This is a genomic window from Rhizobium bangladeshense (assembly GCF_001662075.1).
Lineage (GTDB): Bacteria > Pseudomonadota > Alphaproteobacteria > Rhizobiales > Rhizobiaceae > Rhizobium > Rhizobium bangladeshense_B.
On record NZ_LYPL01000002.1, the window covers coordinates 266,233 to 279,244 of the forward strand.

Below are 13,012 nucleotides of genomic sequence, written 5' to 3' on the forward strand. Positions count from 1 at the left end.
ACGGATGAGCGCTTCGGACGCAGTGAACCGGCAAATCATTGCCAGCGCGCTCGCCATCTTTTTATTGTATTCTGAGCTGTGTAGAAACGAGAGGCCGCCTGCTTCGCGAGAGGCGGCGTAAAGCGTCATGGAGATCAACAGTTCAATGGTAATGCATAGATCGCCGCTCGGCCTCCTTGCCTTGCTTCTTCTCGCCTCCGCCCCGATCTCCACGCGTGCCGCCGATTGCGGCAGCACGGCCTCACCGAAGCTCGACTGGCAGGAATGCTCGAAGAAGAACCTGATGCTGCAGGGCAGTGATCTCGAAGGCGCCAATCTCTTCAGCACCGATTTCTCGCTGACCGATCTCAGCGGCGGGAATTTCAAATCCGCCAATCTGGAGAAGGCAACTTTGGTGCGCGCCTCGCTCGAGGGTTCACATGCCGAGGGCGCCAACTTCGCCAAGGTCGAGGCCTATCGCGCCAGCTTCGCCAATATTGCCGCCGAAGGCGCTTCCTTTGCCGGCGCCGAGCTGCAGCGCGCCAATTTCGGCGGCGCCCGGCTCTCCGGTGCGAGTTTCGAAAAGGCCGAACTCGGCCGCGCCGATTTCGACAGAGCTGTGCTGACGGGGGCGAAATTCTCTTTCGCCAATCTCTCCCGCGCCGACCTCTCCAACGCCACTTTCGAAGGTCCGGCAATGTTCGAGCGCGCCTTCATGTTCCTGACGCGCATCGAAGGTTTGGACCTCTCGGGTGCCGCCGGGCTCGAACAGGCGCAGATCGAGCTCGCCTGCGGTGATGCCTCGACCAAGCTGCCGCCCGGCCTCTCGACGCCTGCGACATGGCCATGCCCTGCCGAGCACGAGTGATGTGTCGGGCTTTGAGGGTTCACGCGCGGCCGGATGATGAGCGGGGTGCGATCAATACCGCAACGAGCTAATGGAGCTTGAACTCGCCCATGACGCGGCGCCATTCGTTAGGTCCGATCAGTCGCTGATGGGTGTAGCGAACGTAGTGTAGCGGCCCGTCGAGCGTGGACTGCCAGAAATCGAGAAACTTGTGCATCTCCGGAAAGTCCGGGGCGAGGTCGTAATCCTGCCAGACATAGGTTTGCAGCACGGATTCAAAATCAGGAATGCGATAGAGGATATGCGCGGTGGTCAGTCCATAGCCGTTCAGCTGACGCTCCAGATCTGATGAAAATTGCATGCTTCATCTCCGTTTCATGACGCTCGAAAGGTGGCGCAAAATTTTGCGACCATCAACGGATATCTGAACGCGTCCACCCTGTTTATTGTTCCTTTACAGCATGTTAGCAGCCACTTCGAGTGAGTGCTAATTTTTTTATGGCGCCCTCTTGAAATGGAAAAAGCGCAAAACCAGATCATTGCGCGCAGAACGCTCGATCGAGGTTTTGCACCCGCCCGGACTGGTCATCCGGTCCGGCCAGGGGAACTACATCATTATTGTTTGTCCATTGGAGGAAAACATGTCGTTCCGACCGCTTCATGATCGCATTCTCGTCCGCCGCGTCGATTCCGAGGAAAAGACCAAGGGCGGCATCATCATCCCCGACACCGCCAAGGAAAAGCCGCAGGAAGGCGAGGTCATCGCCGTCGGCCCCGGCGCGCGCAATGATGCAGGCCAGATTCAGGCGCTCGACGTCAAGGTCGGCGACCGCATCCTGTTCGGCAAGTGGTCCGGCACCGAAATCAAGATCAATGGCGAAGACCTGCTGATCATGAAGGAAAGCGATGTCATGGGCATCATCGAGGCCCGGGCCGCCGAAAAGATCGCCGCCTGAGGCGATTTCCGCGCATTAGTCAAAAAAGCTGCCTATTGAAGGAGTGACAGAATGGCTGCGAAAGAAGTCAAATTTCATAGCGATGCCCGTGAACGCATGCTGCGTGGCGTCGACATCCTGGCCAACGCCGTGAAAGTGACCCTTGGCCCGAAGGGCCGCAACGTCGTGATCGACAAGTCCTTCGGCGCGCCGCGTATCACCAAGGACGGCGTTTCCGTCGCCAAGGAAATCGAACTTGAAGACAAGTTCGAAAACATGGGCGCCCAGATGCTGCGCGAAGTGGCATCAAAGACCAATGATCTCGCCGGCGACGGCACCACGACGGCGACCGTTCTTGCTCAGGCGATCGTCAAGGAAGGCGCCAAAGCTGTTGCCTCGGGTATGAACCCGATGGATCTGAAACGTGGCATCGATCTCGCCGTCGACGCCGTCGTCGGGGAATTGAAGGCCAACGCCCGCAAGATCTCCAACAATTCCGAGATTGCTCAGGTCGGTACCATTTCAGCCAACGGCGATGCCGAGATCGGCCGCTACCTCGCCGAAGCGATGGAAAAGGTCGGCAACGAAGGCGTTATCACGGTTGAAGAAGCCAAGACCGCTGAAACTGAACTGGAAGTCGTCGAAGGCATGCAGTTCGACCGCGGCTATCTCAGCCCCTATTTCGTCACCAATCAGGACAAGATGCGGGTCGAGCTCGAGGATCCATATATTCTCATTCATGAGAAGAAGCTTTCGAACCTGCAGTCGATGCTCCCGGTTCTCGAAGCCGTCGTCCAGTCTGGCAAGCCGCTCCTCATCATCGCCGAAGACGTCGAAGGCGAAGCCCTTGCGACGCTCGTCGTCAACAAGCTGCGCGGCGGCCTGAAGATCGCTGCCGTCAAGGCGCCCGGCTTCGGCGACCGCCGCAAGGCCATGCTCGAAGACATCGCCATCCTGACCGGCGGCACCGTCATCTCCGAAGATCTCGGCATCAAGCTCGAGAATGTGACGCTCAACATGCTCGGCCGGGCCAAGAAGGTGGCGATCGAGAAGGAAAACACCACCATCATCGACGGTGCGGGTTCGAAGGCGGAACTTGACGGTCGCGCCGCTCAGATCCGCGCCCAGATCGAAGAGACCACCTCCGACTACGATCGCGAGAAGCTGCAGGAACGTCTTGCCAAGCTCGCAGGCGGCGTTGCCGTCATCCGCGTCGGCGGCTCGACGGAGGTCGAAGTGAAGGAAAAGAAGGACCGCGTCGACGATGCGCTGCATGCAACCCGAGCAGCGGTCGAAGAAGGCATTCTGCCCGGCGGCGGCGTGGCGCTGCTGCGCGCGGTCAAGGCGCTCGACACTATCAAGACCGCCAATGATGACCAGCGCGTCGGCATTGACATCGTCCGCCGGGCCATCGAGGCACCGGTTCGCCAGATCGCCGAAAACGCCGGCGCCGAAGGTTCGATCATCGTCGGGAAGCTACGGGAGAAGAGCGAATTCTCCTATGGCTGGAACGCCCAGACTGGTGAATATGGCGATCTCTACGCCCAGGGCGTCATCGATCCGGCCAAGGTGGTGCGTACGGCACTGCAGGATGCCGCCTCCGTTGCCGGCCTGCTGGTGACGACGGAAGCCATGATCGCCGAAAAGCCCAAGAAGGAAGCCGCCCAGGCCGTGCCCGCCGGCGCCGGCATGGACTTCTAAGCGACCGCTCGGCCCGTCCCACCTTCGGGGCGGGCCTCTACGCACTATCGAATGAACGAAGTTCCATCGGTCGACATCAATGGAGCCAAGCTATGAGAAAGGAAAACATCAGCAATTCCATTAAGCAGAAGGCCACCGCGGCGATCAGCGCGGCGCATCTGCTCCATCCGGCGAAACATTTCAGCCACCCGCGTGACGTGCTGACCGCCCCCGACATCAGCAATGACGAAAAGCGGGCCATTCTCGCCTCCTGGGCATCCGATATCTTCGCGATCGAATCCGTACCTGCGCTTCGCCTTTATCCCGGGGCGGAAAGAGCCGTTTCCTACGACGAGATTCTTGAAGCGCTAAAGGGGTTGGACAAGGGTGATCAGCAATCTGAGGAGGAGGGTTCGTCCGCTTCTTCCAGTGCCCGGAGGATCCGTCGCCGAAGATTGCCGGCACCCCGGCTGCCGGGATTCGGCCTTTGCACCTATTCGAGAGGAGGACGGCGTCGACAGCCATTTGAGAGCTGACCCTCCATCTGACCTGCCGCGTGCCTGTTGAGGGCGCCGGCATGATTTTTGCCGACGACTCTTTGCTCAACTGAGGAGGTTTTGCCGATGAAGATCGCTCAGATTGCACCGCTCGCCGAGAGCGTCCCGCCCAAGCTCTACGGCGGGACGGAGCGGATCGTCTCTTATCTGACTGAAGAACTCGCCGCCCAGGGGCACGAGGTCACGCTGTTTGCCAGCGGCGATTCCGTCACCCGCGCGAGACTGCTGCCGTGTGCGAACGTCGCACTTCGGTTGAATCCGACGGTCAAGGACCATCTGCCGCATCAGGTCGTGATGCTGGAGGAGATCCGTCAGCGCGCGCATGAGTTCGACGTGCTGCATTTCCACATCGATCTCTTGCATTTCCCGCTGATCCGCGATTTCGCCGATCGCACGGTTACCACACTGCACGGGCGATTAGACCTGCCTGATCTCAAGCCGCTTTACACGGCCTTCCCGGACGTTCCGCTGGTGTCGATCTCCAACGATCAGCGCCGCCCGATGCCACCAGTCAACTGGCGCGGCACGGTTTATCATGGTTTGCCGGCCGGTTTACTTCCTTTCACGGAGAATCCGAAGGGCAATTACCTTGCCTTCCTCGGGCGGATTTCTCCGGAAAAGCGCCCCGACCGCGCGATCCAGATCGCGGCAAAGGTGGGAATGCCGCTGAAGATCGCCGCCAAGATCGATAATGCCGACAGGGCCTATTGGGAAACCGTGATCGAGCCAATGGTGAAGTGCCATCCGCATGTGGAATACATCGGCGAGATTAATGAACATCAGAAGGCTGACTTCCTCGGTAATGCAGGCGCTCTGCTGTTCCCGATCGACTGGCCCGAACCTTTTGGGCTGGTGATGATTGAGGCCATGGCCTGCGGCACGCCGGTCATCGCTTTCGGCTGTGGCTCGGTCCCCGAGGTCATTGACAATGGCATCTCCGGCATCCTGGTCGACAGTGTCGCCGAAGCGGCCGAGAACGTCGAATGGGCGCTCCGCTTCGACCGGCGCAGGGTGCGGGCCGCGTTTGAAAGGCGCTTCACCGCGAAACGAATGGCGTCTGATTATCTCGACATCTATCGTAACCTGCCGGGCGTTCGTATCAAAGCCGCGCCGATCAGCCGGTCGAACGGCGAGGCGCCCGACCTGCTGGCTGTCGCCTGACGTTAGGGAGGAGACATGTCGAACGTGTCTGCGGAGAGTAGTTCCGCCACAGCATCGTCAGGACTGACGGCGCCGGTCGCTCAGTTCTTCATTCCGGCCGCCGCGTCGCTGCAGGAGCGCCGGCCGCGCACCCTGAAACACGGCGACAGTTTCGCCCTCTTCGACCACAATGGCGATGCCTTTTCCGGTCCCGGCAGTCCGGAAGGGCTTTTCTACCGGGATACCCGTTATCTCTCGCATCTCTATCTGACGATCAACGGGCAGCGGCCAATGCTGCTGTCGTCGACGCTGCGGGATGACAACGCCACGCTGACCTGCGATCTCACCAATCCGGATCAGTTCGATGAGAAGGGAAAACTGGTTCTCGGCCATGACCTCATTCATCTGCGCAGATCGCGCTATCTCTGGAATGCCTGTTGTTATGAACGGCTGGCCGTGAGGAACTATGACGAGCGGCGGCAACATGTCCGAATCCAGATTGCGTTCAACGCCGATTTCGCCGATCTTTTCGAGGTCCGCGGAACCGCAAGGGCAAGACGAGGGCGCCATCTTCCCGCCGTCGTGGAACAGGATTGGGTCCTGCTTTCCTACGTTGGCCTGGACGATCGCAAGCGGTCGACACGACTTTCCTTCTTGCCGGAACCGGCCGAGATCCGTAGCGATCTTGTCACCTTCGATCTACATCTAGAGCCGCACGAGACCAAATCGCTGTTCATCCAGATCGGCTGCGACCAGACCTCCGCCGACCGACTGAGCCGTCTTTCCTTCTTCCTGGCCTTGCGGGATGCGCGCCGTGCGTTGCGCGCCTCTTCCTCGCGCGCGGCGTCGATCACGACCTCCAACGAGATCTTCAACGAAGTCGCGCGGCGCAGCGCCTCCGACCTGTACATGCTGATCACCGACAAGCCGGAAGGTCCCTATCCTTATGCCGGCATTCCCTGGTTCAGCACTGTCTTCGGCCGCGACGCCTTGATCACGGCGCTTCAGACACTTTGGCTCGATCCGGAGATCGCGCGCGGGGTTCTCGGCCACCTGGCGGCCAACCAGGCGACGAACATTGACCCTGCCTCAGACGCCGAGCCGGGCAAGATCCTGCACGAAGTGCGTTGCGGCGAAATGGCCGAACTCGGCGAGGTTCCGTTCCGGCGTTACTACGGCAGCATCGACTCGACGCCGCTGTTCGTGATGCTGGCTGGCGCCTATCTCCAGCGAACCGGTGATGTCGCGACGATCGAGCGTCTCCTGCCGAACCTCGAAGCGGCACTGACGTGGATCGACGAGTATGGGGATCGTGACGGCGACGGCTTCGTCGAATACGGGCGGCTGACGCAAGAAGGACTGATCAATCAGGCGTGGAAGGATAGCCACGACTCGGTATTCCATGCCGACGGCACATTGGCCAGGGGGCCGATCGCAATCGCCGAAGTCCAGGCCTATGTCTATGGCGCCTGGCAAAGTGCTGCCGAAATCTTCCGGTGGACGGGCAAGCCGGAACGCACGGCAAGCTTACTCGCGCGGGCGGAGGGACTGCGCCGCGCCTTTGACATGAGCTTCTTCGATGAGGAACTTGGCACCTATGTGCTGGCTCTCGATGGGGATAAACGGCCCTGCCGGGTCCGATCCTCCAATGCCGGCCATGCTCTGCTCACCGGTATTGCTTATCCTGAACGGGTCGCACAGGTGACCCGCACCCTGATGAGCGCCTCGTCCTTCTGTGGCTGGGGCATCCGAACCATTCCCTCCACCGAAGCCCGCTACAATCCTATGAGCTACCACAATGGCTCGATCTGGCCCCATGACAATGCCTTGATTGCCAGTGGCCTCGCCCGCTACGGCTATCGCGCCGAGGCGGCGCAAATCTTCGAGGGGCTGTTTGCCGCCGCCACCTATATCGACCTGCGGCGGCTCCCCGAACTCCTCTGCGGGCTGCCGCGTCAGCGCGCACGGGGGCCGACCTCTTATCCGGTCGCCTGCTCGCCTCAGGCATGGGCGGCAGCAGCGCCTGTGTCTCTGCTGCAATCCTGCCTGGGTCTGGATTTCGACCCGAACAACTTGCAGATCAGCTTCGACGTGCCGCGACTTCCTTCTTTCCTCGACGAGGTCACCCTGCGACGCTTGGTGATCGGTAATGGCTCCGCTGACGTCGCCATCCGCCGGTCGAGACACCAGGTCGTGGTCGATGTGATCAATCGACAGGGCGATGTCCGCGTCGTCACCACCGCCTGATGAAGGGTAGCTTAGGGAAGGCGGGTCACCCGCCTTTCCTATTCCAGTTCCTCTTCATCCGATCTCAGCAGATCAACAAGCACGGCAACCCTGCCTGTCGGCAGATGCCGGCCCTCACCCATCAGGGCCTCGTCGTTGTTGGCCCATGCAAATGCCTCGGCAAGTTCGGCCTGCGTCGCACCTGTCGCGATGACCTCGGCCACAAGTATTTTGTCGGCAGGCCCCAAGACAGCGATGACATCTTTTGAAGTCATTGTCATAGCTATGCTCCTCGCTCAAGCTTCGCCCAGATATGGGGGCGACTTCAGAAAAAATCAATTTTTCGCGTTCAGAGGTTCCGTCCTCTTGAAATGGTAAGCCACTGAATTATATCAGTATTGTCGATCGCCGAAAGGGCTCGACACAAGGTCCAGGAGACGCCGGTCGCTCTGGGCGTCTCCTTGTATCCATGTTGCTTGTAAGGAGGATATGGCTATGAGGACAAACCTCGATTTCTCTCCCCTGTTTCGCTCGAGCATCGGCTTCGAGCGGATGTTGAACGCGCTTGAGACTGCAAGCCGCACCGAAACAATCGACAACTGGCCGCCTTACGACATCGTCAAGACCGGCGAGGATGATTACCGCATTGCTATGGCAGTAGCGGGCTTCTCGCGCGAGGAGCTGGCGATCACTCAAGAGCAGAACATGCTTATCGTCGCAGGGCAGAGGGCCGACGACGAAGCTGTTCAATACCTGCATCGCGGCATTGCCGGACGGTTCCAGCGTCGGTTCGACCTCGCCGACCACATGAAGGTCGCTGATGCCCGGCTTGTCGACGGTCTGCTGACCATCGATCTCAAGCGCGAAATTCCTGAAGAGATGAAGCCACGCCAGATCGGAATCGGAACGGGGCAGGCAATGGCGAAGGCGCAGCCGAAACAGATCGAGACCGGGAAGCATGCGGCATGAGCTTTCACGGCAGCAGGCGGACATGGCGCCGGGACTAGCCTGGCGCCAGTTCAGAGCTTGCCCCAAGAACTACCAGGACTACCAGAAGGAGTAAAACCATGAGTGTCCGTGATTTGATTCCCTGGGGTCGCAACAACGGCAACCAGGTACCGAGTCTCCTTCGCGACGATGAACGCGATCCCTTCCTGTCGCTCCATCGCGAGGTCAACCGGCTGTTCGACGATGTTTTCCGCGGCTTCGGCTCCGGCCTGCCGTCATTGCGCGGCGCCAGCGGCTTCGGTGCCGGCTGGCCGAGCGTCGAAATCTCCGATAGCGACAAGGAAATCAAGGTGACTGCCGAAGTACCCGGCCTTGAGGAAAAGGACATCGAGGTCTTCCTCAATGACGGCGTGCTGACGCTGAAGGGTGAAAAGCGTTCGGAGACGGAAGACAAGGAGAAGCAGTTCTCGGAACGCTACTATGGCCGCTTTGAGCGACGCATCCCGCTCGGCACCGAGGTCAAGGAGGACCAGGTCGAGGCCACCTTCAAGAACGGCGTCTTGACCGTAAGCTTGCCAAAAACCGAAAAGGCGCAGTCACAGGTCAAGCGCATCGCCATCAGGAGCTGATCGAAACAATCGCGGCGGCCGCTCCGCGGCCGGCTCCGATCGATCTTGGCTTGCGGACCCGCTTGGCTGAACTTTGCAACGGCGGGTCCGATGAGGTCACCGGGCCCTTTGTTTCTGCGAGGCAATCCCCCGGGCGCGCTCACGTACGTGCGGCCCCTTGTTCCGCTGCTGCGGCGAAACCGTGACGGCAGGGCTGCTGCGCCAGCAGATCATGTTTCTCTGCAAACGCAACGAACAGGCCACGAGCGGTTTCCGCGTCGATTTCGCCACGGAGGGCGGCAGCACAGCCCTTCAGCGCAATCGAATGGGCCGCGTCTCGGGATATGGCCGACCATTCGTCAAGATGCCGGTATGCCTCCATGACCGTTCGGAGCTCCGCAGGAAATCCAAGGCCAACAAAAATGGTGACAGGCTGTTTGAACACATCGGGTCTCATCATTCTCTCCTTCCCTACCGCGATGTTGGACGAGCAATCTGCGTCAAGCGCCTCCGAGCTGCGATCTGCGACGAGACTTTGCGGCCTACAAACCGGGCGCTCGGCTGGCGCCAGATTAGTTGGTTTTTGACGATCTCCGATTCAATAGGACGAAGGAAAATTTGGTCCGTTCTGCCAGCTGTGAGCTGGAGCGACACCACCTCAATCCTCTCACGGTCAAGGTCGTGCAACGACGGCGTCCGCAAACCTCGGTCCAGTCGCGCGTCGCTTCAAACTGATGACGTACTTCCCTTGCTTGCCATACGAAGGGTGATGCGGCCTATTTCCCCGGCTCGAACACCATGGCGTGGCCGTTGATGCAGTAGCGCAGGCCGGTTGGTGGCGGGCCGTCGGGGAAGACGTGGCCGAGATGGGCGTCGCAGGTGCCGCAGCGGATTTCGGTGCGCACCATGCCGTAGGTCGTATCGCGATGTTCCGTCACCGCATCGGGCGAAACGGCTTCGAAATAGCTCGGCCAGCCGCAGCCGGCATCAAATTTCGTGTCGGAGCGGAAGAGCGGCGCGTTGCAGCCGACGCAGCGGTAAAGCCCTGTCTCGAAGGAATCCCAGTAGGGGCCGGTGAAGGCGCGTTCTGTACCGTGCTGCCGGGTGATGCGGTATTGCTCGGGCGTCAGCTGCTCTTTCCATTCCGCGTCGGTCTTATAGATCTTGGCGGTGGTTGCAGTTTCGGACATGACGTGCTCCTTTCGCCGAGGGGCGGTTCCGTCTTTCGACAAAATGTGGTGCGCCGTCCTTGCTTCATCAAGCCTTCGACGCCGTGCGGTGAGAATCGCGGCTAGCAGCAGTTCAGGGAAGGCGATTTCTTTTACATCCATTAAGGGTTTTCTGTTAGGGTTAATGTTACGTGCATCGAGGAAACATTGGTGTTTGAAGCGGCAATCGTCCTGCTCTACGGTCTCGTGACCGCGGTCGCCATCGCGATCACGGTGCTGGAAGGCTGGGCCAATCATGACGGCCTGACGTTCCATCGTCTTGCCGGGCTGATCGCCTGCCTGCTCTGGCCGGTGACGCTGCTGGTGTTTGTCCTGCACGGCTGGTTCGTCCGGCTGATGTCGCGTCTTTCCCGATCGATGGCCTGAGGGTTTCGAACTCTTGCAGCGCGGCTTTGCTGCGACCGAAATCGCTTGAGACGGCTTCCCGTTTCGCCTAAGTCAGAAGACGAGCCGATTTGAGATCGGCTTTTCCGTCTGGCCGGTAGAGGAGGAGACATGGCCGATGTCACGGCTCTGACATTTCTGGCCCTGTGTCTGCCGCTCGCCGGCGCCCTTGCCGCTCCCTTCGTCATCCGCATCCTCGGCGCAAACGGCGCCTGGCTGCTGGCCGCCGCTCCGCTGTTCGCCTTCCTGCATTTTCTGCGCCTGCTTCCGCAGGTCGCGCGCGGCCAGACCGTCACCGGCGGTTATGCCTGGGTGCCGAGCTACAATCTTTCCTTTTCCTGGTTCCTCGACGGGCTGTCGCTGGCCTTCGCGCTGCTGATCACCGGCATCGGCACGCTTATCGTGCTCTATGCCGGCGCCTATCTCCGGGGACACAAGGATCAGGGCCGCTTCTTCTCGTTCATCTTTCTCTTTATGGGCGCGATGCTCGGCATCGTGGTGTCCGACAGCTTCCTGATGTTCTTCGTCTTCTGGGAACTGACGTCGATCACCTCCTTCCTGCTGATCGGCTTCGATCACGACCGCGAGGCGGCCCGCCGCGCCGCTCTGCAGGCGCTTGTCGTCACCGGCGGGGGAGGGCTGTGCCTGCTCGCCGGCCTGCTCATCCTCTGGAACATGTCGGGCGTCACGCAGATGTCGCAGCTGATCGTATCGGGTGATGTCCTGCGCGAAAGCCCGCTCTATCTCGCGGCTCTCATTCTGGTGCTCGGCGGCGCCTTCACCAAGTCGGCGCAGTTTCCCTTTCATTTCTGGCTGCCGAACGCCATGGAGGCGCCGACGCCGGTTTCGGCCTACCTGCATTCCGCCACCATGGTGAAGGCCGGCGTCTATCTGCTGATGCGGCTCAATCCGGTCATGGGCGCAACGCTCGCCTGGGAAATCCTTCTGCCCTTCTTCGGCGGGCTGACGCTGGTGGTCGGCACCGCGCTCGCCATCCGCCAGACCGACCTGAAGCTCAAGCTCGCCTATACCACCGTCTCCTCGCTCGGCCTGCTCGTCACGCTGATCGGCTTCGGTTCCGACTACGCGGTGGCGGCGGCGGCGCTCTATCTGGTGGCGCATTCCTTGTTCAAGGGGGCGCTCTTCATGGTCGCCGGCATCATCGATCACGAAACCGGCACGCGTGACATCACCCGGCTCGGCGGCCTCAGGCGGGCGATGCCGCTGACATGGATCATCGCCCTTGCCGCGGCCTTCTCCATGGCCGGCCTGCCACCCTTCTTCGGCTTTCTCGCCAAGGAGGAGATCTATACGGCGCTCGTCGGCGGCGACATTCGCGCCATCACCTTCACCGCGATCGCCGTCTTCGGCAACGCGCTGATGTTCGCCGTCGCCTTTGCCGTGGCGCTGAAACCCTTCCTCGGCCGGCCGGCGCAGACGCCGAAAGCCGCGCATGAGGCGCCCGTCCTGCTCTGGCTCGGCCCGGCCGTTCTAGCCGTCCTCGGCCTGCTGTCGGCGGCTTTCGCGAGCTTCACCCATGCCGCTCTGTCCTCGCCGATCGCAGCCGCGATCCGCGGGACCCCGGTTGAGATTTCCATTTCGCTGGCGCCGCATATCGGCCTGCCCTTGGCCCTGTCGCTGCTGACAGTGCTGCTCGGCATCGGCGTCTACTTGCAGCTCGATCGGGCGCGATTCTGGACGGCGGTTTTTCTGCGCGCGGCCGGGCGCGGGCCGGACCATGGTTTCGACCTCGCCATGGCGGGCCTTGTCCGGTTCGCCGGCCGCCTCATCCGCTTTGTCCAGCCGGGACGGCTGGAGATCTATGTCGCCTGCACCTTCCTCTGCCTCGCCGCCATCCTCATCATTCCCCCGGTCCTCTATGGCGAACTGCCGCACCTTCCCGCCTGGCCGGCAGATGTCAGGCTGTATGAATGGGCGGTGTTCCTGATCGCTGCCTTCGGCCTTGCCGCCGTGCTCGTCGCCCGCGACCGGCTGACGGCGATCGTCTCGCTCGGCATCCAGGGCTTCGCCGTCGCCGTCATCTTCCTGCTGTTCGGCGCGCCGGACCTGTCCTTCACCCAATTCATGGTCGAAACGCTTTCGGTGGTCATCCTCGCCCTCGTCATGACCAGGCTTCGGCTCTCTCCCGACGATCGGCGCTCGCCCGGGCGCAGGCTCCTGCACGGTGCGCTGGCGCTTGTCTGCGGTCTCGGTTTTTCGCTTTTGCTACTGCGGGCAACGCAGCTGCCGTTCAACGACGCGCTGACACTATTCTTCAACGCCTATTCCAAATCGATCGCCCACGGCGCCAACGTCGTCAACGTCATCATCGTCGATTTCCGCGGCACCGACACCCTCGGCGAAATCGCTGTCGTCGCCGTGACCGGCCTTGCCATCCTGGCGCTGATCCGCATCCGTGCCGGCACCGAGCGCAGGCTTGCCGCCAATGATCCGGATGCGGTCGGAGCAGGAGAGTGAT

13 protein-coding genes and 1 pseudogene are annotated in these 13,012 nt (G+C 61.0%); 10 read left to right on the forward strand and 4 right to left on the reverse strand.

Annotated elements, in window-relative coordinates:
- The first annotated feature begins 145 nt into the window (after positions 1–145).
- The gene (locus A7X77_RS05280) at positions 146–847 is read left to right on the forward strand and encodes a pentapeptide repeat-containing protein (RefSeq protein ID WP_064681956.1); all 702 of its coding nucleotides are present in this window, start codon (positions 146–148) and stop codon (positions 845–847) included.
- 67 nt (positions 848–914) lie between these two features.
- Here the strand turns inward: A7X77_RS05280 and A7X77_RS05285 are convergent, their stop codons facing one another.
- Positions 915–1,187, reverse strand: a complete 273-nt coding sequence (locus A7X77_RS05285) for an usg protein (RefSeq protein WP_064681957.1) — start codon at positions 1,185–1,187, stop codon at positions 915–917.
- Positions 1,188–1,467: 280 nt separating this feature from the next.
- Between A7X77_RS05285 and groES the strand changes: the two genes are divergently transcribed.
- The 5 genes from groES (at position 1,468) to A7X77_RS05310 (ending at position 7,385) form a co-directional block, all read left to right on the forward strand.
- Positions 1,468–1,782, forward strand: coding sequence for a co-chaperone GroES (gene groES, locus A7X77_RS05290; RefSeq protein WP_064681958.1), 315 nt, complete (start codon positions 1,468–1,470; stop codon positions 1,780–1,782).
- Between the two features lie 51 nt (positions 1,783–1,833).
- Complete coding sequence (gene groL / locus A7X77_RS05295) at positions 1,834–3,462, forward strand: chaperonin GroEL (RefSeq protein WP_064681959.1); 1,629 nt, start codon at positions 1,834–1,836, stop codon at positions 3,460–3,462.
- Positions 3,463–3,554: 92 nt separating this feature from the next.
- Entirely contained in the window at positions 3,555–3,977 is a 423-nt protein-coding gene (locus tag A7X77_RS05300; RefSeq protein WP_064681960.1) for a hypothetical protein, read from the forward strand.
- A gap of 87 nt (positions 3,978–4,064) precedes the next feature.
- Positions 4,065–5,159, forward strand: a complete 1,095-nt coding sequence (locus A7X77_RS05305) for a glycosyltransferase family 4 protein (protein ID WP_064681961.1) — start codon at positions 4,065–4,067, stop codon at positions 5,157–5,159.
- Positions 5,160–5,174: 15 nt separating this feature from the next.
- Positions 5,175–7,385, forward strand: a complete 2,211-nt coding sequence (locus A7X77_RS05310) for an amylo-alpha-1,6-glucosidase (RefSeq protein ID WP_064681962.1) — start codon at positions 5,175–5,177, stop codon at positions 7,383–7,385.
- 38 nt (positions 7,386–7,423) lie between these two features.
- Here A7X77_RS05310 and A7X77_RS05315 read toward each other — a convergent pair whose 3' ends face one another.
- A complete protein-coding gene (locus tag A7X77_RS05315) occupies positions 7,424–7,645 on the reverse strand; it encodes a hypothetical protein (RefSeq protein ID WP_064681963.1) in 222 nt (73 codons plus the stop codon).
- Positions 7,646–7,859: 214 nt separating this feature from the next.
- Here A7X77_RS05315 and A7X77_RS05320 point away from each other — a divergent pair, with 214 nt between their 5' ends.
- Positions 7,860–8,333, forward strand: a complete 474-nt coding sequence (locus tag A7X77_RS05320; protein ID WP_064681964.1) for an Hsp20 family protein — start codon at positions 7,860–7,862, stop codon at positions 8,331–8,333.
- 98 nt (positions 8,334–8,431) lie between these two features.
- A complete protein-coding gene (locus tag A7X77_RS05325; RefSeq protein WP_064681965.1) occupies positions 8,432–8,941 on the forward strand; it encodes an Hsp20/alpha crystallin family protein in 510 nt (169 codons plus the stop codon).
- Between the two features lie 96 nt (positions 8,942–9,037).
- Here A7X77_RS05325 and A7X77_RS05330 read toward each other — a convergent pair.
- Positions 9,038–9,377, reverse strand: a pseudogene (locus A7X77_RS05330) (DUF982 domain-containing protein).
- A gap of 319 nt (positions 9,378–9,696) precedes the next feature.
- Complete coding sequence (msrB, locus tag A7X77_RS05335; RefSeq protein WP_064681967.1) at positions 9,697–10,110, reverse strand: peptide-methionine (R)-S-oxide reductase MsrB; 414 nt, start codon at positions 10,108–10,110, stop codon at positions 9,697–9,699.
- A gap of 189 nt (positions 10,111–10,299) precedes the next feature.
- Between msrB and A7X77_RS05340 the strand changes: the two genes are divergently transcribed.
- Together A7X77_RS05340 and A7X77_RS05345 are read left to right on the forward strand one after the other, a co-directional pair.
- Complete coding sequence (locus A7X77_RS05340) at positions 10,300–10,515, forward strand: hypothetical protein (protein WP_064681968.1); 216 nt, start codon at positions 10,300–10,302, stop codon at positions 10,513–10,515.
- Positions 10,516–10,644: 129 nt separating this feature from the next.
- Positions 10,645–13,011, forward strand: a complete 2,367-nt coding sequence (locus tag A7X77_RS05345) for a putative monovalent cation/H+ antiporter subunit A (protein ID WP_064681969.1) — start codon at positions 10,645–10,647, stop codon at positions 13,009–13,011.
- The last annotated feature ends 1 nt before the right edge of the window (position 13,012 follow it).